This is a genomic window from Streptomyces sp. NPDC000878 (assembly GCF_053599695.1).
The window spans coordinates 212,001-236,307 of record NZ_JBSFMT010000003.1 but is presented as its reverse complement, the minus strand read 5'-3'; the positions used below and the strand labels follow the sequence as shown (position 1 = coordinate 236,307).

At 72.8% G+C, this 24,307-nt stretch carries 7 protein-coding genes; 2 read left to right on the top strand and 5 right to left on the bottom strand.

All coding sequences use genetic code 11. From position 1 onward, the window contains the following. Positions 1 to 2: 2 nt before the first annotated feature. From ACWDR4_RS04585 to ACWDR4_RS04565, 5 genes are all read right to left on the bottom strand, one after another. On the bottom strand, positions 3 to 16,556 hold the full coding sequence (locus tag ACWDR4_RS04585; RefSeq protein WP_450403807.1) for an amino acid adenylation domain-containing protein: 16,554 nt from the start codon (positions 16,554 to 16,556) through the stop codon (positions 3 to 5). Between the two features lie 2 nt (positions 16,557 to 16,558). Continuing rightward, entirely contained in the window at positions 16,559 to 16,843 is a 285-nt protein-coding gene (locus ACWDR4_RS04580; protein WP_450403806.1) for an acyl carrier protein, read from the bottom strand. A gap of 165 nt (positions 16,844 to 17,008) precedes the next feature. Further along, positions 17,009 to 18,757: an acyl-CoA dehydrogenase gene (locus tag ACWDR4_RS04575; protein WP_450403805.1), complete on the bottom strand. Its 1,749-nt coding sequence runs from the start codon at positions 18,755 to 18,757 to the stop codon at positions 17,009 to 17,011. Beyond that, complete coding sequence (locus ACWDR4_RS04570) at positions 18,754 to 20,430, bottom strand: acyl-CoA dehydrogenase family protein (protein ID WP_450403802.1); 1,677 nt, start codon at positions 20,428 to 20,430, stop codon at positions 18,754 to 18,756. The genes ACWDR4_RS04575 and ACWDR4_RS04570 overlap by 4 nt, the downstream gene beginning before the upstream one ends. Further along, positions 20,427 to 22,163 carry a fatty acyl-AMP ligase gene (locus ACWDR4_RS04565; RefSeq protein ID WP_450404054.1) on the bottom strand — a complete coding sequence of 579 codons (1,737 nt, stop codon included), beginning with the start codon at positions 22,161 to 22,163 and terminating at the stop codon, positions 20,427 to 20,429. Before ACWDR4_RS04565 ends, ACWDR4_RS04570 begins: the two co-directional genes overlap by 4 nt. A gap of 158 nt (positions 22,164 to 22,321) precedes the next feature. Between ACWDR4_RS04565 and ACWDR4_RS04560 the strand changes: the two genes are divergently transcribed. Together ACWDR4_RS04560 and ACWDR4_RS04555 are read left to right on the top strand one after the other, a co-directional pair. Beyond that, on the top strand, positions 22,322 to 23,281 hold the full coding sequence (locus ACWDR4_RS04560; protein ID WP_450403800.1) for an ABC transporter ATP-binding protein: 960 nt from the start codon (positions 22,322 to 22,324) through the stop codon (positions 23,279 to 23,281). Beyond that, positions 23,281 to 24,183, top strand: a complete 903-nt coding sequence (locus ACWDR4_RS04555; RefSeq protein WP_450403798.1) for an ABC transporter permease — start codon at positions 23,281 to 23,283, stop codon at positions 24,181 to 24,183. The genes ACWDR4_RS04560 and ACWDR4_RS04555 overlap by 1 nt, the downstream gene beginning before the upstream one ends. The last annotated feature ends 124 nt before the right edge of the window (positions 24,184 to 24,307 follow it).

Here is a 24,307-nt window from a genome sequence, read left to right as displayed (position 1 = left end):
TTTCAGGTCGTCTGCGGGTCGTTGTCGGTGCGCAGGAGTGCGGCCACGCTCCGGCCGATGGATTCGGCGGACCGGCCGAGCAGCAGGTCGAGGTGGGCGACGTCGACGTCGTGGACGTCGATCCGTCCGGTCACATGGGGCTGCCAGTCGGCGGGGTCGAGCAGGGGCTCGCCGGGCGCGCTGGGGCGCAGGGCGTGGAAGAGCACGACGTCGCCGTCGTAGGTGCGGGGTACGTGCCGGAGCGTGAGCCGCCGGATGTGGGCGCCGACCCGGACTAGGTCCGCCCGCAGCTCCTGCGTGAGCAGCACGGGCCCGTCCTCCGGGATCGGTACGTGGTCCCGCAGTTCCTGCTCGGTCGGCTCGACTCCTTCGTGGTCGACGTGCGGGAGGTGGGTGTCGAGCAGGATCACCGCTTCGACGGTCTGCCCGGCCTCCCTCAGCTGTACGGCCACCTCGTGGGCGAGCAGCCCGCCCATCGAGCAGCCGAGCAGCCGGTACGGTCCTGACGGCCAGGCCTCGCGGATGAGTTCGACGTACGCCTCGGCCATCTCGGCGATGCTGCCCGGCAGTTCGTCGCCGCCGTCGAGTCCGGCGGCCTGGACGGCGTACAGGGGCGTGTCCTCGTCGACGTGCGGGCCGAGTACCGCGTAGCACCAGCCGATCCCGTCCACGTGGTGCAGGCAGAACAGCGGGGTGCCGGAGGCCGAGGTGTTCCGCAGCGGCAGCAGCGGGGCCAGCGCGTCCGTGTCGCCGCCCTCGGTGGGCGGGGCGTCCAGCCGTTCGGTGAACGCCGCCGGGGTGGATGCCTCGAACAGGGTCCGTACCGAGACGCGGGCGCCCAGTTCGGCGCGGACCCGGGCGATGAGCCGGGTGCCGAGGAGGGAGTGGCCGCCGAGGGCGAAGAAGTCGTCGTCGGCGGAGACCTCGGGCACGCCCAGCACCTCGGCGAACAGCCCGCACAGCAGCGCCTCGCGCGGGGTGCGCGGCGCCCGGCCGGTGCCGGCGGCGGAGTCCGGCGGGGCGGGCAGGGCCCTGCGGTCGAGCTTGCCGTTGGCGTTCAGCGGGATCGCGTCGACCTCGACGAACGCGGAGGGTATGAGGTAGGCGGGGAGCGTCGCGGTGAGCCGCGCCCGTAGGTCGTCGGCGTCGAGTGGCGCCGGGCGTTCCGCTGGTTGGGCCGGTCGTTCCCTGCGGGCCGGTGTGGGCTGGTCGCGCAGTTCCCCGCGCCCCTGACGGGGCACGACGTACGCCACGAGTCGCCGGTCCCCCGGACGGTCCTCGCGGGCGATCACTGCGGCTCGGGCGACCCCGTCGAGCGCGGTCAACGCGGCCTCGATCTCGCCGGGTTCGATCCGGTAACCCCGGACCTTGACCTGGTCGTCGACGCGTCCGGCGTACTCCAGCACCCCTGCGCGGTTCCAGCGGGCCCGGTCGCCCACCCGGTACATCCGGGCGCCGGGCGGGCCGTACGGGTCGGCGACGAACCGCTCGGCACTCTGGCCGGGCCGTCCGGCGTAGCCGCGGGCGAGTCCGGCGCCGGCGAGGTACAGCTCGCCCCACACACCGTCGGGGACGGGCTGGAGGTGCTCGTCGAGCACGTACACGCGGGCGTTGCCGATGGGGCGGCCGATGGGCACCGGTCCTGCTGCGAGGTCGTCGTGCGGTTCGAGCCGGTGGACGACACAGCCGACGGTCGCCTCGGTCGGTCCGTACTCGTTGATCACCACGGCCTCGGGGTGCCGGTCGCGCCACGCCTGCAACGCCGTGCCGTCGAGCGCCTCGCCGCCGATGACCAGGTTCCGGGCGTCGCTGACGCGGTCCGGCAGTGACTCCAGCAGCCGCAGATGGCTCGGGGTGACCTTGAGCAGGGCGGGGGTCGGCGTGTCCTCGTCCAGGTCGGCGAACCGCACCCGGCCGCCCGTGACCAGCGGTGTGAACAGCGTGGTCACCGGCATGTCGAAGGCGAGGGAGGTGTGCACCAGGGACTCGCCGGTCGCGGCCGGGTACATCGCCGCGGCCTCGGTCAGATAGGCGGCGAGCGAACCGTGTTCGACGACCACTCCCTTCGGGCGGCCGGTCGATCCGGAGGTGTAGATCAGGTAGGCGGCCTGGTGGGGGTGGACGGGCAGGCCCAGGTCGCTGTCGGGGAGATGGTCCAGGCCGGCCGGGAAGGTCTCCTCGTCGAGCACGATCCGCGCCCCCGCGTCGGCGACCAGGGCGGCGATGCGCGCCTGCGGGTTGACCGGGTCGACCGGCAGATAGGCCGCCCCGGTCTTCAGTACCGCGAGCAGCGCCACGACCGCCTCGGGACCGCGCGGCAGCACCACGGCGACGACGGTCTCCGCTCCGGCGCCGAGCGCGATCAGGTGCCGGGCGAGCCGGTTGGCGCGACGGTTCAGCTCGTCGTACGTCAGCTGCGTACCGTCCGCGCCATCCTTGCCGTCCGAGAGGGCCGCCACGGCGTGCGGGGTGCGCGCCGTCTGTGCCTCGAACATCTCGGGCAGCGATGCCTGCGGCAGCGTCCGTGCGGTGTCGTTGCGACGGACGAGCACGTCCTCGCGTTCGGCGGGGGTGAGTACGGGCAGGGCGTGCAGGGGGCGTGCCGGGTCGGCGGTGACCTCCTCCAGCAGGCGCAGGTAGCGGGCGGCGACGGTCTCGGCGGTGGCGTGGTCGAACAGGTCCGAGGCGTACTCGACCGATCCGGACCAGCCGCCCTCGTGGCTCTCGGTGAGCGTCAGCGACAGGTCGAACTTGGCGTGGTCGCCGTGCACGTCCCCGACGGTCACCTCAAGTCCGGGCAGTGTGGGTGCGATCGCCTCCTGATTGACCGTCAGCATGACCTGGAACAGGGGGTGCCGGGAGCGTGAGCGCACCGGGTTGAGGGCCTCGACCAGCTGCTCGAACGGCACGTCGGTGTGGTCGTACGCCGCGACGTCCGCCGCTCGCACCCGGTCGAGCAGTTCCTCGAACGTGGGGTCGCCGGAGGTGTCGGCGCGCAGCACCAGGGTGTTGGCGAACAGTCCGACCAGGTCTTCGAGCGCTGTGTCCGGGCGGCCCTCCACGGGCGTTCCGATCACGATGTCGTCGCCGGCGCCCAGCCGGGTCAGCAGGGTGACGAGCGTGGCGTGCAGCACCATGAAGGCGCTGGCGCCCCGCCCGCGGCCGAGCGCGTCGACGCGGTCGCGGAGTCCGGCCGGCACCGTGAAGGGCACCGTGCCACCGCGCTGGGACGCGACGGCGGGCCGGGGCCGGTCGGTGGGCAGCTCGGTCTGGTCGGGGATCCCGGCCAGCTCCGTCGTCCAGAAGTCGAGCCGGTCGGCGGGCAGTTCGCGCTCCCACAGCGCGTAGTCGGCGTACTGGAGGGGCAGCGGAGCCCAGTCGGGGGCGCGGCCGGCGAGGTGGGCGGCGTAGGCCGTGGAGAGGTCCTCGGCGAGGGGCCGCATGGACGCGCCGTCGCCCGCGATGTGGTGCAGGAGCAGCAGCAGGGCGTGTTCGCGCTCGCCGTCGGTGAACAGCACGGCGCGGATGGGCAGTTGGTGGTCCAGGGAGAACGGCATCCGGGCGGCTTCCGCCACCCCGGCGTCGAATTCGGCCGGGTCGAACGACCGGACCGCGAAGCGCGGCTCCGTGTCGACGACGACCTGGTGGGGCCCCTCCGGTCCCTCGGCGATCACTGTCCGCAGCACCTCGTGCCGTCGCACCAGGTCGCCGAAGGCGGCCCGCAGGGCGTCCCGGTCGAGGGTGCCGGTCATCCGCAGGACGACGGGGATGGTGTACGTCTGTGCCGGGCCGTCGAGCCGGTCGAGGAACCACATCCGCCGCTGCGCCGCCGACAGGGGCACCCGCTCGGGCCGTTCGCGCCGGACCAGCGAGGGCCGGGATGCCTCCGCCGACCGGCCCGCCAGCAGTTCCGCGAGTCCGGCGACGGTCGTGTGCTCGAAGACCTCCCGGATGGACAGTTCCGCTCCGAGGTCGGCGCGGATCCGGTTGACCAGCCGGGCGACGAGCAGGGAGTGGCCGCCGAGGCGGAAGAAGTCGTCGTCGGCGCCCACCGCTGGCACACCGAGGACGGCGGCGAAGAGGTCCGCCACCCGCCGCTCCGTGCCCTCGGCGGGCGGCCTGCCCGAGCCCTCGGCGGTGCGGTCGGGGGCGGGCAGCGCCTTGCGGGCGATCTTGCCGTTGGCGGTCAGGGGCAGGGTCTCCAGGACGACGAACGCGGCCGGGACCATGTAGTCGGGCAGGGCCCGCGCGGCTGCGGCACGCAGGGCGGCCGGGTCCGCCGAGTGGTCCGGCTCCGGCACCACGTACGCGACGAGGCGCTTGTCGCCGGGGGTGTCCTCGCGGACGACCACGGCGGCGGCGTCGATGCCCGGCCGGGCCGTGAGGACGGCCTCCACCTCGCCGAGTTCGATGCGGAAACCGCGGATCTTCACCTGGTCGTCCACGCGGCTGACGAACTCCAGCCGCCCGGCGGCCGTCCAGCGGGCCAGGTCGCCCGTGCGGTACATCCGTGATCCGGGCGGGCCGAAGGGGCTCGCGACGAAGCGTCCGGCGGTCAGGCCGGGGCGGCCGTGGTAGCCGCGGGTGACGAGATCGCCCGCGACGTACAGTTCGCCGGCGGTGCCGACGGGGGCCGGGCGCAGCAGCGCGTCCAGGACGTACATCTGCGTGTTCCAGGCGGGGGTGCCGATGGTGATGACGCCGGGCGGGACGGGGTCGCCGGGTTCGATACGGAACAGGCTGCAGCCGATGGTGGTCTCGGTCGGGCCGTACTCGTTGAGGACGGTCACCCCGGGGTGCCGGGCGCGCCAGGCGTCCAGCACGTCGCCGAGCAACGACTCACCACCCAGGACGAGTTGTCCGCCTGGCGAGTACTCCTCGGGCACCGCACCCAGCAGATGCAGATGACTCGGCGTGGCCTTGACGAAGTCGGGCCGGGTGACGTGGGCGTCCGGGTCAGGGCCGCTCGCGGTCCAGCGGACCAGCTCCACGGTGCCGCCGGAGATCAGCGGGCCGAACATGCCGGTCGCGGTGAGGTCGAAGGAGACCGGCGAGTGCACCAGGACGCGCTGACGCAGACTCTCGTACTCGTGGGTCGCCCAGGCCAAGTAGGCGACCAGTGAACGGTGTTCGACGACGACCGCCTTGGGCCGTCCGGTGGAGCCCGAGGTGAAGATGACGAACGCGGCGTGTTCGGGCCGCCGGATCACTGTGGTGAGCGGGCCGGACGGCCGTTCCGCGATCGCGGGGTCGTCCGTCAGCACGACGGGTGTGTCCGTCAACGAGCGGACGGTGTCGGCGAGTTCGGGCGTGGTGACCACGGCGGCCGGCGCGATGTCCTTCAGCATGAAGGCGAGCCGGTCGGCCGGGTGGGCCGGGTCGAGCGGCAGGTAGCCGGCGCCGGTCTTCAGGGCGGCCAGCTGCGTCACCGGGATGTGCTCGGAGACCGGCATCAGCACGGCGACGTAGCGCTCCGGACCGGCGCCCAGGTCGGTCAGGTGCCGGGCCAACCGGTTGGCGCGGGCGTCGAGTTCGGCGTACGACAGCTCTGTGGTGCCGAAGACGACGGCGGGCTCGTCCGGGGTGCGGGCGGTCTGGGCCTCGATCAGGTCGGTGAGGGTCTGTGACGGCACCTCGTGTCCGGTGGTGTTCCACTCGGTGAGCAGCAGCCGCCGTTCGTCGGCGTCCACGACGTCGAACTCCCCCACCGGGCGGCCGGGTTCGGCGATGACGTCGGTGAGCAGCCGGGTGAAGCGCTCGGCGATACGGGCGGCCGAGTCGTGGTCGAACAGGTCGGTGGCGTACTCCAGGAGCCCGTGCACCCCGCCCTCGGGCCGTTCGGTGAGGAAGAACGACAGGTCGAACTTGGCGGCGGGCGAGGCGACCGGCCGTACCCGCGCGGTGAGGCCGGGCAGGTCGACGGCGAGGTCGAGGGCCGCCTGCTGGAAGGCGTTGTTGAAGTTCAGGCCGGTCTGGAACAGCGGGTGCCGCGCGGTGGAGCGCGTCGGGTTGACCGCCTCCACGATCCGCTCGAAGGGCACGTCCTGGTTCGCATAGGCGGCCAGGTCGGCGGCCCGCACCCGGCGCAGCACCTCGGTGAAGGCGGGATCGCCGGTCAGGTCGGTGCGCAGCACGAGGTTGTTGGCGAAGAAGCCGACCAGGGGTGTCAGGGCGTCGTCGGTGCGGTTGGCGACCGGTGAGCCGATCACGATGTCGTCTCCCGCGCCGAGCCGGTGGAGAAGGGTGGCCAAGGCGGCGTGCACGACCATGAAGACGGTCGTGTGGTGCTCGCGGGCGAGCCGGACCAGGGCCTCGTGGACCTCGGGCTCGACGGCGAACGGCACTGTGTCGCCGCGGTGGGTGGGCACGGCGGGCCGGGGCCGGTCGAAGGGCAGCTCCAGCTGCTCGGGCAGCCCGGTGAGCGTCGTCCGCCAGTGGTCGAGCTGGCGGGATAGGGCGCTGTCCGGATCGTCGGCCTCGCCCAGTGCCTGCCGCTGCCACACCGCGAAGTCGGCGTACTGGACGGGGAGTTGGGCCCAGTCGGGCTCCGCTCCCCGGGTCCGGGCCGTGTACGCGGTGGTGAGGTCGTGGGCGAGCGGGGCCATGGAGGCGCCGTCGCCGGCGATGTGGTGCAGGACGAGGAGCAGCACGTGCTCGTCCGCGCCGAGGTCGAACAGGGTGGCGCGCAGCGGGGGTTGGGCGGTGAGGTCGAACGGCGTACGGACGGCGTACGCCAGCCTCTCGGAGAGCCCCTCCTCGCCGACGCCGACGACGGTCAGCGGCGGCACGGACGGCAGGACCACCTGGTGGGGGCCGTGCCCGTCCTCGGCGAAGACCGTACGCAGTGCCTCGTGCCGCCGCGCCAGGTCGTCCAGGGCGGCGGTGAGCGCGGCCACGTCGAGGTCGCCGGTCAGCCGCAGCGCGACGGGCAGGTTGTACGTCGGGGACGGACCCTCGAAGCGGTGCAGGAACCACAGCCGTTCCTGCGCGTACGACAGCGGCAGGCGCCCCTCGCGCGGTTGTGCCGTGACGCCGGAGCGGCGCGGTCCGCCGCTGGTGAGCCGGGAGGCGAGCTTCGCCACGGTGGTCGCCTCGAACAGCACCGACAGTTCGATGTCGGTGTCGAGGGCCGCGCGGATACGGCTCGCCAGCCGGGTCACCAGCAGGGAGTGGCCGCCGAGCCCGAAGAAGTCGTCGTCGACCGAGACCTCGGGTACGCCGAGGACCTCGGCGTACAGGCCGCACAGGATCTCCTCCTGCGGGGTGCGCGGCGCGCGCCCGGCGGTGTGCGAGATCTCGGGGACCGGCAGGGCCTTACGGTCGAGCTTGCCGTTCGGGGTGAGCGGCAGCACGTCCAGGGTGACGATCTGGGCCGGGACCATGTACTCGGGCAGGCGGGCCGCGAGCCGGTCGCGCAGGTCGTCCGCCTCGACGGGGGCGGCAGGGGCTGCGGGGACCACGTATCCGACGAGCCACTGCCCGTGCACGGCCGCCGCGGCCTGGGCGACGGCCGGATGGTCGGCGAGGGCGTCCTCGATCTCGCCGAGTTCGACGCGGAAGCCGCGCAGCTTGACCTGGTTGTCGGCGCGCCCGAGGTACTCCAGCTCGCCGTCCGCCGTCCAGCGCGCCACGTCCCCGGTGCGGTACATCCGCGCTCCGGGCGGCCCGTACGGGCTCGCGACGAAACGTTCGGCGGTCAGCGCGGGCCGGTCGAGGTAGCCGCGGGCGAGCTGGACGCCTTCGACGTACAGCTCGCCGGGTACGCCGGGGGCGACCGGCGCCAGCGTCGAATCGAGTACGTACGCGCGGGTGTTGGCGACGGGCCCGCCGATCAGCACGGTCTCGGTGTCCGCTGGCGCGGCCCAGGCGGTGACGTCGACGGCGGCCTCGGTCGGGCCGTAGGCGTTGAGGAGTACGGCGTTCGAGTCGTCGTGGAAGCGGCGGACCAGCTCGGCGGGCAGAGCCTCGTCGCCGGAGACGACCAGGCGGACGGAGCCCGGCAGCCGGGTCTCGGCCAGGTAGGCGCCGAGCATGGACGCGCTGAGGTGGACGACGGCGACGGACTCCTCGCGCATCAGCCGCTCCAGGTGGAGCGGGTCGCGGTGGCCGTCGGGCCTGGCCACGACGAGGGTGCCGCCGTACATCAGGGTCCAGAAGACCTCCCACACCGACACGTCGAAGCTGACCGGGGTGGACTGCAACACCCGCTCCCCCGGGGCGAGTCGGTGGTCGCGCTGCATCCACCACAGCCGGTTCGCCATGCCCGCGTACGTGTTGACCGTGCCCTTGGGACGGCCGGTGGAGCCCGAGGTGTAGATGACGTACGCGGCGTTGTCGCCGTGGGCCGTCACCCCCGGGTTCTCCGCGGGCCCCTCGGCGTCGGGTGCGATCCGCTCGAAGCCGTCCGCGTCCCGGTCGGAGATCAGCAGCCGGGCGCCGGAGTCGGCGAGGATGTACGCGATCCGGTCGGCCGGGTAGCCGGTGTCGATCGGCACGTATGCGGCGCCCGCCTTGAGCACCGCCCACAGCGCCACTATCAGGTCGACCGAGCGCGGCAGCATCACGGCGACCCGTGACTCGGGTCCGACGCCCCGCTCGCGCAGGGCGTGTGCGAGCCGGTTCACCCGGGCGTTGAACTCGCCGTATGCGACCCCCTCGCCCTCGAAGCGGACCGCCTCGGCGTCGGGGTGGCGGAGTGCGTGCGCCTCAAGCAGGGCGACCGCCGAGCGCTCGCCGTCGAACGCCACAGCGGTGTCGTTCCAGCCGTGCAGCACCAAGGCTCGGTCGTCGACGCCGAGGACGTCCACCTCAGACAGACGCTGTCCGGGGTCGGCGGTGACGCGCTCCAGGACGCGGACGAAGCGGGTCGCGAAGCTCTCGGCCGTACGGCGGTCGTACAGGTCGGTGGCGTACTCCAGGCGGCACAGCAGGCCGCCGGACTCGTGGACGTGGCAGTCGAAGTGGACGTCGAACTTGGCGGTGCCGCTGGTCACGGGGCCGGGGTCGGCGGTGACGCCGGGCAGTTCGAAGCGGGCCTCGGTGAGGTCCAGCCAGGCCAGCATCACCTGGAAGAAGGCGTGCCGGGAGCGGGAGCGCTCCGGGTTCAGCTCCTCCACCAGGCGTTCGAAGGGGACGCCCTGGTGGGCGTAGGCGGCCAGACCCGTCTCCCGGACGCGGACCAGCAGCTCCTCGAAGCTCGGGTCGCCGGAGGTGTCCATGCGGTAGACGAGGGTGTTGATGAACACGCCGACCACGTCGTCGAGCACCGAGTCGGGCCGGTCGGCGATCACCCCGCCGAGCGGGATGTCCTCACCGGCGCCGAGCCGGGTCAGCAGCAGCGACACGGCGGCCTGGAGGACCATGAACGGGGTCGTGCGGGTCCGGCCGGCCAGGTCCAGCATCCGCTGGTACAGCTCCGGGCCGACGGGGAACTCGACGTGGTCGCCGCGGTGGGTGGCCACCGCCGGGCGTGGCCTGTCGCCGGGGAAGGTGACCTCGGGCGGGAGGCCGTCGAGGTGCTGCTTCCAGTGGTCGATCTGGCGGGGCAGGTCCGCGGCGAGCGTCTCGCGCTGCCAGATCGCGAAGTCCGGGTACTGGACGGCCAGTTCGGGGAAGCGGGCGGTCTCGTCGCCGGTCCGGGCACGGTAGCCGGTGGTGATGTCCTCGGCGATCGGGCGCAGCGAGGCGCCGTCCGCGGCGATGTGGTGCACGACCAGCAGCAGGACGTAGGTGTCGGCGCCGGTCTCGTACAGCGTCGTCCGCAGGGGCACGTCGCAGGTCAGGTCGAAGGGGCGGGCCGCGTCGGCGGCGAGGTCGGGGGCGGCGTCCCGTACGAACTCCGTGGTGTAGGGCGTCTCGGGCGGCAGGACGACCTGGTGGGGGCCGTCGGCGTCCTCCGGGTAGACCGTGCGCAGCGCCTCGTGGCGGGCGACGAGGTCGGCCAGCGCGCCGCCGAGGGCGTCCGCGTCGAGGGTGCCGGTGAGCCGGATCGCGAGGGGGATGTTGTACGTGCCGGTGGTGCCCTGGAGGCGTTGCAGGAACCACATGCGTTCCTGGGCGAACGACAGCGGGACACGGCCGGGCCGTTCCTCCGCGGTGATGCGCTTGGCCTGCGGGGCCAGGTGGGTCAGCCGTTCGGCGACACCGGCGACGGTCGGGGCGGCGAAGAGGTCGCGCAGCGACACGTCGACACCGAACTCGTCCCGCACCCGGTGGACCAGACGGATCATCAGGATCGAGGTGCCGCCGAGCGCGAAGAACTCGTCGTCGACGCCGACCCGTTCGACGCCGAGGACCTCGGCGACGATGGCGCACAGCGACGCCTCCTCGGGTGAGGGAGGCTCGCCGCCGCCAACCGGGGCGGTCGGGGCGGTCGGGGCGGAGCTGGTCTCGGCAGGCGCGGCGCCCATGACGAGCAACCGGTCCGCTTCGCTCACCGCAGTCAACTCACCGGCCGGTACGTCGAGTTCGGCAGCCGCGCCGCCGAGCAGTTCGGCCAGGAGGGTGGCGAGGCGGGTGACGGCCGTCGCGTCGAAGGCTCCGGCGAGGTAGGAGAACTTCAGCCGCAGCCGTGCGCCAGGGAAGACGGACAGGGTGACCGGGTAGTGGGTGCGCTCGGCGAGTTCGGCGTGGGCGAGGCGCAGGCCGCCGGCCTCGATGCCGTCGTCCATCGGGTAGTTCTCGAAGGCGACGACGGTGTCGAACAGCGCGTCGAAGCCGGACGCCCGGGTCAACTCCGCCAGCGAGGCGTGCTGGTGGACGTGGAGGGACTGCTGCTCGTGCTGGAGCCGGGCCAGCAGCGCGGCCAGCGTCTCGTCCCGGTCGATCCGCACCCGGACCGGCAGCGTGTTGACGAACAGTCCGAGCATCGTCTCGGCGCCGGGCAGCTCGGGCGGGCGCCCGGAGACGGTCGCGCCGAACACGACGTCGTCGCGGCCGGTGAAGGCGCCGAGCAGCAGCCCCCACAGGCCCTGCACGACGGTGTTGAGGGTGAGCCGGTGCGCACGGGTCGTCGAGGAGAGGGCGTCGGTAAGCGCTCGGGACAGCACCAGCTCGTGGACGTCGTGTCCGTCGGAGGCGCGGTCGGCCCGGGCGAGCAGGGTGGGCGCGGCCAGACCGGCGAGCCGCTCCCGCCACACCTCGGCGGAGGCCTCGCGGTCCTGCCGGTCGAGCCAGGCCAGGTAGTCGCGGTACGGGGCGGCGGCCGGGGGCAACTCGGTGTCGCCGTACAGGGTGAACAGTTCGCGGACCAGCAGGGGCAGGGACCAGCCGTCCAACAGCAGGTGGTGGTGGGTCAGGACGAGGTGGCGGTCACCGAGGGCGGTGAACCGCAGCAGGGGCGGCCGGACGACGCTGAAGCCACGGGCGCGGTCACGGGCGAGGAACGCCTCCAGGTCGCCCTCGGCGCGCTCCTCCCAGGGCACCTTGACGTCGGCCGGGACGACCTGCACGGGGGCGCCCGTCGAGCGGCTGCGGAAGGCGGCGCGCAGGTTCGGGTGGCGGTGCAGCAGGGCGGTGGCGGCGGCCCGCATCCGCTCGGAGTCGAAGCCGCCGTCGATCTCCAGGACGAGTTGGCCGACGTACGGGTCGTCGGGCTCGTACAGGGCGAGGAAGAGCAGGCCCTCCTGGAGCGGGGAGAGGGGCAGTACGTCGGTCGCGCCCCGGAACCTGTCCAGTTCCTCCTGGGTGATCCGGACGAGGGGCACGTCCGAGACGGTGAGTCCGCCTCGCGTGTGCGCGGTGAGTTCGGCCAGGGCTTCCGTCCACGCCTCGGCGAGGGCGCGTACGTCGGTCTCCGTGAGGACGCCCGAGGGGTAGGTCCACTCGGCGGTCAGCTCGCCGTCGCGGACGTGGGCGTCGATCTGGAGGGCGTGGGTGAGCGCCAGGCCGTCGTCGGCGAGCAGTTCCACGGAGGCCTCGCCGTCGGCGAGGTGCCAGCCGCCGAGGTCGTGGGCGTCCAGGCGGCCCAGGTAGTTGAAGGAGATCTGGGGTGCCGGCAGTCCGGTGAGCCGGTCGTGCAGCAGGTCGTGGCCGCGACCGCCGTACGGGATCGCGCGCAGTTCCTCCTTGGTGCGCTTGATCAGGTGGGCGCCGGTGTCGGTGCCGGGGCCCAGCCGCACCGGGTGGATGCGGGTGAACCAGCCGACGGTGGTTGACAGGTCCATCCCTTGCGGAAGGTGGTCGCGGCCGTGGCCCTCCAGGTCGACCAGGACCGGTCCCTCACCCCGGTGGCGTTGTACGGCCGCCGACAGCGCGGCGAGCAGGATGTCGTCCGGGGTCGCCCGGTAGGCGGCGGGCAGGGTGGCCAGCAGGGTGGCGGTGAGGTCGGCCGGGACGGTGACGGTGACCGAGCGGGCGGTGCCGTGGACGTCCTGGGCGGGGTCGAGGGGGCGGGTGCCCAGCACGGGTTCCTGGGTGGACAACAGGTCGGTCCACAGCGGGAGTTCGTCGAGGGGGGCGCGGAGGTGCGCGGCCCAGCGGCGCAACGAGGTGCCGGGCGGGGAGAGTTCGGTGCCGGTCAGTGCTTCCGCCAGGTCGGTCAGCAGAATGCGCCAGGACACGCCGTCTACGACCAGGTGGTGGAGGACGAGCAGCAGTTGGCCGGACGACGCGAACCACACCGCCCGGACCATCACACCGTCGTCCGGCGACAGCGCGCGGCGCGCGGCCTCCTTCTGCCCGGCCACGTCCTCGTTCCGGGCCCGGGTCAAGCAGTCCTCGGCCCGTACGGCGCCCACGGGCCGGATGTGCCGGCTGCGCATACGCAGGGCGTCGTGGCGGTCGAGCACCTTCTGCAGGGCGGCGGCGAGCCGGTCGTAGGACAGTCCGGGCTCGGCGGCCAGCAAGAGGGACTGAGCGAAGCCGACCGTGGGGCCGCCGCGTTCAGCGAGGCGCCGGGCCATCGCCGTCTCGGGGAGTGCGCCGACCGGGTCGTCCTCGGCGGACGAGGTGGTCGGGGCCGTCGGTGCGGTCGTGGTGACGGTGGCGAGGCGGGCGACGGTCGGGTGGTCGAAGACGTCCTGGGGGGTGAGGTGGAGGCCCTGGCGGCGGGCGCGGCTGACGAGCTGGATGGCGTGGATGCTGTCCGCGCCGAGGGCGAACAGGTCGTCGTCCACGCCCAGTTCGGGGCGGCCGAGGAGGGCGGCGGCAAGGGTGTGCAGGGTGCGCTCGGTGGCGGTCACGGGGACACGCCCGCTCACCGGCCCGGCCGGCGCGGGCAGGGCACGGCGATCGATCTTGCCGTTGGGGGTGACCGGGATCGACGGCAGCACGAACACGCTCACCGGCACCATGTGGGCGGGCAGCCGCTCCGCGAGGTGGGCACGCGGGTCGGTGTCCGGGGTGCCGGTGACGTAGCCGACGAGCTGCCGGGCGCCCGCGGCGGAGTCGTGGACGAGGACCACGGCCTGTTCGACGCCGGGCACCGACGCCAGGACGGCCTCGACCTCGGCGGGTTCGACCCGCTGACCGTTGATCTTGATCTGGTCGTCGGCGCGTCCGACGAACTCCAGGTCGCCGTCGGCCCGTCGGCGTACGAGGTCGCCGGTGCGGTACATGCGGGTGCCGGCCGGGCCGTGGGGGTCGGCGACGAACCGCTCGGCGGTCTGGGCGGGACGGTCGAGGTAGCCGCGTGCGAGCTGGACGCCCGCGAGGTACAGCTCGCCGGTGACGCCGTCCGGCACGGGTTGGAGGGCCGGATCGAGTACGTGGGCACGGGAGTTGTGGGTGGGCGTGCCGATGGTGACGGGCTCGCCGGGTGCGCAGGCGTGGGAGGTGGCGGTCACCGAGAACTCGGTGGGGCCGTAGGAGTTGTGCAGCTGGGCGCCGCACACGCGGTGGAAGCGGTCGGCGAGTCCGGCGGGCAGCGCCTCGCCGCCACAGCTGACCATGCGCAGGGAGGACGTTGGGACGTATTCGTCGAGGAAGGGGCCGAGCATGGCGGGGACGAAGTGGATGACGGTGACGCGCTCGTCGCGGACCAGTCGGGCCAGGTAGGCAGGGTCGCGGTGACCGTCGGGGCGGGCGACGACGAGGGTCGCGCCCCGGGTGAGGGTCCAGAACACCTCCCACACCGACACGTCGAAGCCGACAGGCGTCTTGTGCACGACCCGGTCGGCGGGGGTGAGCCGGTACTCGTCCTGCATCCAGGCGAGCATGTTGGCGATGCCGGCGTGGGTGACGACGGTGCCCTTGGGGCGGCCGGTGGTGCCCGAGGTGTGGATGACGTACGCGGCGTTGTCCCCCCGCGGGACGACGCCGGGGTTCGTGTCGGGCTCGCCCTCGCCTTCGCCGAGGGAGCGGACATTGTCCTCGTCGATCACGAATGTCACGCGGGAGTCGGCGACGACGTACGCGATCCGGTCGGCCGGGTACCCGGTGTCGACGGGCACGTACGCGGCGCCGGTCTTCAGCACCGCCCACAGCGCGACGATCAGGTCGGGCGAGCGGGGCAGTTGCACCGCCACCCGTGACTCCGGTCCCACACCCCGCCCGCGCAGGGCGTGCGCGAGACGGTTCGCACGGGCGTTGAGTTCGCCGTACGTCAGCCGCTCGCCCTCGAAGACGACGGCCTCGGCGGCCGGGTCCTGGGCCTCGAAGAGTTCGACCAGTGAGCGGGGGTCGGTCGCGTGGCCGGTGTCGTTGCGGGCGTGGAAGCGCTCCCGCTCCGCGTCGTCGAGCAGGTCGAGGGCGCCGATGGGCAGGTCGGGGTGTGCGGTGGCGGTGGTGAGGAGGCGGGTGTAGCGGTCGCGGTGGGCGGCGGCGGTCTCTGGGGTGAAGCGGCCGGGGTGGGCGTTGACGGTCAGCTGGATGCCGTCGCCCGCCTCGGGATCGCCGAACGCGTGCAGCGCGAGGTCGCGTACCGGGCCGGAGGCCAGCTGGTGCGCCTCCGCCTCGGCGGGGCCGAACGGCAGGCGGGCGGAGGCGAAGGAGAGGACGTTCACGGACGGGCCGCTCAGGGTGTCCGGGTGGGCCGAGGCGGAGAGGTCGCGGCGGAGTTCGTCGTGCGGGTAGCGCTGGTGACGGGTCGCCTCGGCCAGACGGGCGGCGACGCGGTCCAGCAACTCGGCGAACGTGGTGGAGCCGTCGACGCGGATGCGCAGCGGGACGTCGTTGACGAGCATGGCGGGCGTGGCCAGGGCCTGCGGGCTGAGCCTGGCGGCCATGAACACGCGGACGATCACGTCGTGGGCACCGGTGACACGGTGGGTGTGGGCGGCCATGGCGGCGATCACCGGCAGGGACCAGCGGGACCCGGCGAACCCGCGTATCCGCTGGGCGGTGTCCTCGGGGAGGCGGCCGGTGGCACTGGGGAGGCTGGGGGCGAGTCCGGTGGCGGCGGAGCCGAGGCGGGTGGCACCGGAGGCAAGGGCCGGGGCGGCGGAGCCAGGGCCGGTGGCGCCGGAGCCAAGGCCGGGGACTCCGGTAGCGAGGCTGGTGGTGCCAGAGGCGAGGCCGGGGACAGCCGAACCAGGGCCGGTGTTGGCGGAGCCAAGCCCGGTGGCGCCGGAGCCGGGTGCCGGGACAGCAGAAACGAGGCCGGGGACGACCGAACCAAGGCCGGTGTTGGCAGAGCCAAGCCCGCTGGCGTCGGAGCCAAGTGCCGGGACAGCGGAAGCGAGGCCGCTGGCACCAGAGCCGACTGCCAGGACAGCGGAGGCAAGGCCGCTGGCACCGGAAGCGGAGCCGGGGATGGCGTCGCCACGACCGGGGGCACCGGAGGCGAGGGCGGTGACAGCCGAGCCAACGCCGGGGGCGCCGGAGCCGACTGCCGGGACGGCCGAGCCGACGCCGGCCGTGCCGGAGTCAAGGCCAGTGGTGTCAGAGACGAGTGCCGGGACAGCCGAGCCAACGCCGGGGGTGTCGGCGGCCAGGCCAGTGGTGGCTGGGGCCCGGCCGGGGGCGCCGGAGCCGAGGGCGGTGGCGGCTGAGCCGAGTTCTGTGGACTCCGGCAGGTCTGCGAACTCGCCGCGCCAGTAGGCGGCGTCGCGCTCCCGGCGGGCGGAGGCGAGGTAGGTGTTCTCCTCGGCCAGGACCTGGGACAGGGTGCCGAAGCCGCTCGCGGGCGGCTGCTCGTCCGCCGCCAGTGCCGTGTAGATCTCCAGCAGGCGGCGGCAGTGCAGGACCTGTCCGTAGCCGTCGAGGAGGATGTGGTGGTAGCGGAAGTGGAACCAGTGCCGTTCGGGGCCGAGCCGCAGCAGGGTGTGCCGGAACAACCGGTCGCCGGTGAGCGGCACCGGCCGGGCCAGGTCGGTGTCGATCCAGGCACGGGCGGCGCCGGCCGGATCCGCCTCGCCGCTCAGGTCGAGGTACTCCAACTCCCCTTGGACTGACGGGTCGACCGTCTGACGGACCGTCTCCCCGTCGTCGTGGAAGCGGACCCGCAGTGCCTCGGTCTCGGCCACGGCCCGCTCCACGGCACGGGTCAGCAGGCCGCGGTCCACCGGTCCGGGGACGTCGTAGTAGATGCCGCACGTGTACAGGGGGCTGTCGGGAGCGAGGCGCTGGGCGACCCACACCCCGTGCTGGGCCGCCGTCAGGGGCAGTGCTGTGTTCATCGTCAGACCTGCTTCTCGCTCGTGCCCGCCGCTTCCGGCTGCCCGCCGAGCAGCCCGGACAGAGCCGCGCTCAGCGCGTCCACCGTCGGGTGGTCCCAGGTCAGCGCGTCGTCGACGGTCACCTCGAACTCGTCCTCGATGTCGGCGGTGATGGCCAGCGCCGTCAGGGAGTCCAGGCCGTAGTCGGCCAGCGGTACGGACGTGTCGATGTCCTGCGGCGAACGGCGCAGGTATGTCGCCACACGCTCGGTCAGCCAGGTGCGCACGTCTCGGTTGCCAGCGGTCATGAGGGGGATCTCTTTCTGAGCGGGTGGGAGGAGCGAGTGCCGGAGCGCTCGGCGGTGAGGCCCGGGCGCGGCAAGCCGACCGAGGATCTACGGCGACACGGGACCGCCCGTCACGGGGCGAGCGGTCACCCGGACGACGCACGGCCTTCGGGCGGCCGGCGGTCGTCAGACGGCCAGGGGTCTTCCGGCGAGGCCGAAGGAGCGGCCGGTGGCCCTGCGGCCCAGGAGTTCGGCGAAGAGCACGGCCTCGACCGGGGCGGGCAGCGGGCCGGGCCCGTGCGGGACCGAGGACGATCGGTGCAGGGCCGCGCGCAGCCAGGCGGGGTCGGCCAGGAAGTCCCCCGGGTGGGCGTGCCGCCAGACCTGGACGCAGGTGGTCCGGGACAGCAGGCGCACATACCGGGTGACGAGGTCGTAGTGCTCGGGGCGGGCGTCGACGCCGAGGTCCACCGGCGACAACTGGCCGCACACGGCTGCCAGTTCCGCCAGTTCGGTGCGGTCGTCGCCGACCGTCGTACGCAGGTCCGCGTGCTCGGGCGCCCAGGGCGTGTCGGCCAGGGCGTGGAGGGATGCGGCGATGGGGTCGCGGCCCCCGGCGTGCAGGGCCAGCCGGTCGTAGCGCAGGGGCGGCAGCTCCTCCGTGAGCGCGAACAGGGCGCCGGGTGGCTCGGTGCCGGGGCGGTCCCAGGTGCGGCGGGCCAGCAGCGGCAGCTGGGACAGCAGGCTCATCTGGCAGGCGGCGCGGGCGATGTGCCCGAAGCCGACGGGCGCGAGGTCGCGCAGCAGCTTCTGGAACAGCGCGGTCGGCCCTTCGCGCAGGTAGAAGTGGGCGCCGAGGAGTTCCGCGAGCCGGTCCATGGCCTCCAGCAGCAGCCGGGACACCTCGAACTTGACCGCGGAGGCGTACACGCTTGCCGCGCCGGGCACCAGGTGCAGCGCGCGGGCGCCGACCGCGCCGATCGCCTCGGCGCGCAGCAGGTCGGCGAAGACGCCGGCCAGCACCGAGCGGACGTGCGGCATGTCGGTCGCGGGGCCGCCGTACAGCCGCCGCTTCGTCAGGTGGTCCACGGCGATGCGCAGTCCGGTGTCGAGGATGCCCGTGGCCATCGTGGGCAGGACGGTGCGGGTGATCTGGAGGGCCTTCAGCGCGGTCTCCAGGCCGGAGCCGACCGGGCCGAGGATCGCGGAGGAGGGCACCGGCAGTTCGTCGAAGCACAGGCCGCCGAGCTGGACTCCCCGCATCCCTACCGTGCCGAAGCGAGGCAGGTCGGTCAGGCGCGCGGGGTCGGCGTTCGCGCGGTCGACGAGGACCAGGGAGTGGCTGCGCGGGCCGGGCCGGGGGTCGGTGCGGGCGAGCACGACCATGGCGTCTGCACGCCGGATGTTGGTGACGACCTCCTTGCGGCCGCTCAGTCGCAGCAAGCCGTCGGCCTCGGTGGTCGCGGTGCCGTCGGTCGTCGTGATGGCGTCGGTGGTCGCGGTGAACTCCGTGCCCGCCATGTCGTTGCCGTGCGCCAGCTCGTGGAAGGCGATGGCGATGCGCCGGCCGTCCAGGAGGAGGCGGGCGGCGTGCTCGGTCTGCCGTTCGTCGCCGGCGGTCCACAGGGTGACTGCGGCGATGAGCGAGCTGGCCCCGTAGCCGAGGCCGAGCGCGGGGTCGCGTCGGTAGAGGGCGCGCATGACCTCGGCGATGTGGTCGGCCCGTTCCAGACGGCCGCCCAGTTCGGGTGGTACGAACTCGGCGTTCAGCCCGTAGGAGTGCAGCGCCGATTCCCCGGCGGTGAGCATTTCCGCTCGCTCGTCGGCGGCGAGGATCGCGGTCGCACCGGTGGGGTTGGCCGGGTCGGAGAGGCTGCCGAGCAGGTGCTCCAGTTCGTCGGCGCGTTTGGGGGCGAGGCCCTTGGCGGTGGTCATGCGGCACCTCCCAGCAGCGTGAACTCGTGTGCGGGCGCGCCGAGGACGACCTCGGCCAGGGCGTCGAGGACATCGCTGTCATCCGCGTCGTCCGCGCCGAGCAGGACGGTCAGGCAGGCCCGCAGCCACAGGCCGTCGTCGCCGAGGCGTCCCGTGCGCAGGGGCGGGTTCTCCAGCCACAGCAGCAGGCAGGCGGCTGCGGCGTAGGCACGTTCGTATGCCTCGGCGAGGCAGAACGCGGTGCTGGGCAGGCCCCCGGCCACCGGTACGAAGTCCGCCGACTCCGTTTCCAGGCGGGCCAGTTCGGCGAGCAGCCGGTCGAGGAGCGGGCCCGTCTCCGGTGGCCCCTCCCGCCGTACGCGTGCCGCCAGGTCGGGCAGGGCCTGCACGGCGCTGCATCCCGTGACGGACAGCAGCGTCAGCCGGTCCGGGGCGAACGGGGGCAGGGGGGCGGTGAGATCGGCGGCGGCGAGCAGTCCTTCGGTGTCGGTCCGGCAGCGGCTCAACTGGCGTGCCAGGCGCGGCATCTGGTTGAGGAGGGCCACGCGGTTGACGACCGTGCTGCCGTCGAAGATCGCGCAGATACGGTGGTCGCGCTCCAGCTTGGCGAAGCCGCCGCCCGGCGGTGAGGTGAGGAAGCCTCGTACACCGAGCAGTTCGCCGAGCGAGCCGAGTGTCTCCTGGGTCAGCGTCGGGACGTACGCCTTGGTGATCGCGGAGACCGCGCTCAGTTCCCCGGGCAGGGTGTGCACCGAGCGGGCGGAGAGCACACTCACCGCCTCGGCCGTCAGCGCGGCGGCTGCCGCCCGGCCCAGGATGCGGCGTACGTGCGGGACGTCGGCGAGGCGACGGCCGTACAGTTCGCGTCCGGTCGCGAAGTCCCGGGCCAGTCGCAGGGCGTGGTCGGCCGCGCCGAGGGAGAGCGCGGTGCAGGTGACGCGGGTGAGCTGAAGGGTCTTGAGGACCGCGGGAATCCCGTCGCCCTCCTTTCCGACGAGCGCGTCTGCGGGGACGGGTGCGTCGTCCAGGACGAAGCCGCTGATGTCCGCGCCACGGATGCCGTGCGTACGGACCTTCGGCAGGTTCCGCCAGGCCCCTGCGGGCAGTTGGCGCTTGTCCACGAGGAAGAGGCTGAAGCCGCGTGCACCGCCCGCCGGGTCGGTGCGGGCGAGGACGCAGGCGAGGGTGGAACGGGTGGCGTTGTTGATGAGCCACTTCTCGCCGGTGAGCCGCCAGCCGACACCGGGGTCGGCAGCGACACCGTTGTCGGCGTCGGCCACCGCCGCGAACTCACCCGCGAGCAGGTCGGCGCCGTGGTCGCGCTCGGTCAGGCCCCAGCAGACCGGTTCGCCGGCGCGTACGTGCTCGGCGAGCCGGGCGGTCTGCTCCGGGGTGCCGGCCACCCACACCGGTGCCGCCCCGAGGAACGTCTTGCCGTGGGCGATGGCCACGGTCAGATCGCGGCGGGCGACCGCGCGCAGCAGCCGTACCGTCTCGCCGAGGTCGCCGTCCGGGGGCAGTACGTAGTGGGCGGGCAGCCCGGCGTCGTCGAGGACGCGAACGGCCCTGTCGGGGAACTCCTCCCGGTCGTCGAGCCCGGCGAGCGCGTCGGGCGAGAAGGCGTCGTCCTCGTGGGCGGTGAGCAGGGTCTCCAGGTCGGCCGTGGCGGTCATCGCTCGGTCACCCGCCGGTGTTCGGCCAGGGCGGCGGTGAGCAGCTGGTCCTCGCCGAGGTGGAGGGTGTCCAGTTCACCGGCGAGGTAGAGGGCGCGCATCGCCGCGCGCTGCACCTTGCCGCTCGTGGTACGCCGGACGCCGCCGGGCCGGACCAGGGCGACCGCCGCGACGGGGACGCCGAACTCCCGGGCCACGGTCTGCTTCATGTCGACGGCGATCTGCCCCAGCCGCTCCGCACCCCAGTGCGCGCGGATCTCATGGACGGCCACGACCGAGGGGGCGATGTCCGCTCCGTCGTCGTCGCCGACCATGAAGACGGCGCCGTGCAGGCCCTCCAACTCCTCGTGCTGGGAGCGTAGTTCGTACTCGATGTCCGAGGGGTGCAGATTGCGCCCGTGCAGGACGAGGACGTCCTTGCTGCGGCCGGTGATGTAGAGATCGCCGTCGAACAGGGCTCCGAGGTCGCCGGTGCGCAGGAACGGTCCGCGTCCGTCGCCGGTGTGTGCCCGGAACGTGGCGTCGGTGGCACGCTCGTTCTCCCAGTAGCCCGCGGTGACGCACGGGCCGCTGAGCCAGATCTCGCCGATGCGGCCGTCGGGCTGGGCCTCCCCGGTGCCGGGGTCGACGATCAGCACGTCGGACCCGGTCGGCGCTCCGCAGCCGACGAGCACACGGGACGGTTCCGTGCCGGTGGCCGTCCTGAGCACCCGGTTCTCGAGTGCCGTCGCGTCGGCCGTGGTCCGCAGCGGTGGCCGCCCGCTGGTGCCCGACGCCATCAGGGTCGCCTCGGCCAGGCCGTACACCGGTATGAGCGCGTCGGGCCGCAGTCCCGCGGCGGTGAACCGCTTGTTGAAGGCGGCGACCACGTCGGCGCGGACCGGTTCCGAGCCGTCGGCGAACTTGACCCGGGAGAGGTCGAGCGTGGCGAGCTGCTCGTCGGTGACGCGTCGGACGCACATCTCGTAGCCGAAGTCGGGCGCTGCGGTGAATCCGATGTCGCAGGCGTCCAGCATCCGCAGCCAGTGGTAGGGGCGGCGCAGGAAGGACATGGGGTCCATCTGCACATAGCCGTTCCCGCACAGGATGCCGGGCAGCATCAGGCCGATCAGGCCCATGTCGTGGTAGAGCGGAATCCAGCCGCCGTACGTCGTGTCGCTGTCGTTGCCGAAGGCGTCCACCATCCGCTCGACGTTGGCGACCAGGTTCCCGTGGGTGACCATGACGCCCTTGGGGTCGCCGGTCGATCCCGAGGTGTACTGGAGCAATGCCAGGGTTTCGGGCGACACCTCGGGGGCGGTCCAGGCGTCCGGGTTTCCTTCGCCGGTGTCCGTGGTGTGGCAGACCGCGCCGACGATGCCCTCCTCGGCCACCCATTTCTCGACGTCCGGCAGATCTCCGCGCTGCGTCAGGATGACGCGCACCCCCGCGTCCCGGGCGATGGCGGCGAGTCGACGCCGTTCATGCCGGTAGCGGCCGGGCAACGGGGCCGGCACGGCGATGACTCCGGCGTACACACAGGCGGAGAAGGCGGTGGTGAATTCGATCCCCGGGGAATACAGGAGAAGCGCCCGGGCACCTGGGGAAAAACTCTCCTGGAGCCAGGATGCGATACGTCGGGAATGCAGATCGAGTTCCGCACGACTGCGTACCGCGCCACCGATTTCGTTGAATTCAGAAACTAATGTCACGGCAGGCTGCTGCGGATTACGCGCTGCCCGCCCTCTCAACATCGTGAGTAATTCTCGCACGACAGGAACCGTACGTGATCTTGAGTCCCGAACCCATACTAAAAGCTTCAAGTACGTCCCAAGCAAGGCTATCGAACGTACAAGAAACCTTGACACTTCCATGATCGACCGAGGTCGGAAGTAGGCGTAGAAACGGTTCCGTGCATACGTCAACCGCGTCGGCCATCATCATTGATGACCTCCACAAGAAATACCGGACAAACCATGCGTTACGAGGCGTTGGACTGGAGGTAAGAGCTGGCGAGGTCATGGGCCTGCTGGGGCCCAACGGGGCTGGTAAAACCACTTTGGTAAGGATTCTCACCACACTTCTCAGGCCGGATTCCGGACACGCTTTCGTGAATGGCTGGAATGTGTCCACGGAGCCGGAGAACGTACGGTCGACAATCGGCATGGCTGGCCAGTATTCGACGGTCGACGGGATGCTGACCGGCTTCGAGAATCTGTACCTCATCGCAAAACTGCGTGGTGTGGGCCGCCGTACGGCTCGCCGTGTCGCCGACGATCTGCTGTCCCGGTTCCGGCTCACCGCTGTGGCGGGGCGTCCGGCCGGCACCTATTCCGGCGGTATGCGCCGGCGGCTGGATCTGGCCGCCGCTCTGGTCGGTTCCCCGCCCCTGGTCGTTCTGGACGAGCCCACCACCGGACTCGATCCGGAGAGCAGGCTGGACACCTGGGAGGCGGTCGGTGAACTCGTGGCCGGCGGCACCACGATTCTGCTGACGACCCAGTATCTGGAGGAGGCCGACCGCCTCGCCGACCGGATCACTGTGATCGACCGGGGCCAGGTGGTGGCCGAGGGCACCAGCGACGAGCTGAAGGCAGCCGCCGGGAACCGGCTCGTCGTGTGCGTGGCCGGTGACCACCAGCTCGACGCCGCCGCCCGCGCCGCCGCCCAGGCGACCGGCACGGTCCCGACGGTGGACCGCCGCGCCCGACGCGTGGAGGCGGCCGCCGGCGACGGCCGGGCCGCACTCGGCCGCGCCCTCGCCGCGCTGGAGAGCGAGGAGATCGAGGTGCTGGAGATCGGCCTCAGCCGGTGCACCCTCGACGACGTGTTCCTCGGTCTGACCGGCAACGCCCGGCGGGAGGCCGTCTGATGGCCGCCCCCGTACACACCCCGGACACCGCCACTCCCCCGCACCGGGCCGACCTCACCCCGGGCCCGGCCGCCGGCGCACTCCGCCCGGCCGGCGCGCGCCGGAACCCCGTGATCCGGGTCGCCGCGGAGAGCGCGGACCTCGCCCTGCGCAATCTGCTGCATCTGCGGCGCAGCCCCGGCCTGCTCATCTCCTGCCTCGTCGAGCCGGTCGTGTACGCCCTGCTCATCGGGTACGTCTTCGGCAACAGCCTGGGCGGCCCGGCCTACCGCTCGTACATGATGGGCGGCCTGATCGCCCAGACGGTGGCCTTCACCACCACCTTCACCACGGTCGGGCTCTCCAGGGACCTGGAGCAGGGCATGGTCGACCGCTTCCGCGCCCTGCCTGTCTCCCGCGTGGCCCTGCTCCTGGGCCGGACGACCTCCGACCTCACCACCTGCCTGGCGAGTGTCGCCGTCACCACCACCTGCGGCCTGCTGATGGGCTGGCGCGCACACACCGGACCCGTCGAGGTCGCCGCCGGGGTCCTGCTGGTGCTGCTGTTCTCCTTCGCGATGTCGTGGATCGGCGTGTTCGTCGCTCTCATCGCACCCAACGCCCAGGTGGCCGGAAGTCTGGGGCTGATCTGGCTGTTCCCGGCGACGTTCATCTCCTCCGGGTTCGTCTCCGGCTCGACCCTCCCGGGCCCGCTGTCCACCGTGGCCGCCTGGAACCCGATCACCTCGCTGGCGAACGCCCTGCGCCGCCTGTTCGGCAACACTCCCCCGCCGGGCTTCCCCGTGCAGCACGACTGGCCCGCCCAGCACCCCGCGCTGTACACCGCGGGCTGCTCGGGCCTGCTCATCGCACTCTTCATCACCCTGTCGACATGGCGTTACCGCACGCGTACCAGCCGCTGACGCGGTTGCGGCAACAGCTGATCCCGGTACGGGTGCGGCAGCGCCTGACGCGGGTGCAGCCACGACCGGGCCCAGGGCCGCACCCGTCACGACAGCCCGGCGCCGGGCCCCGACAGCCCCGCAC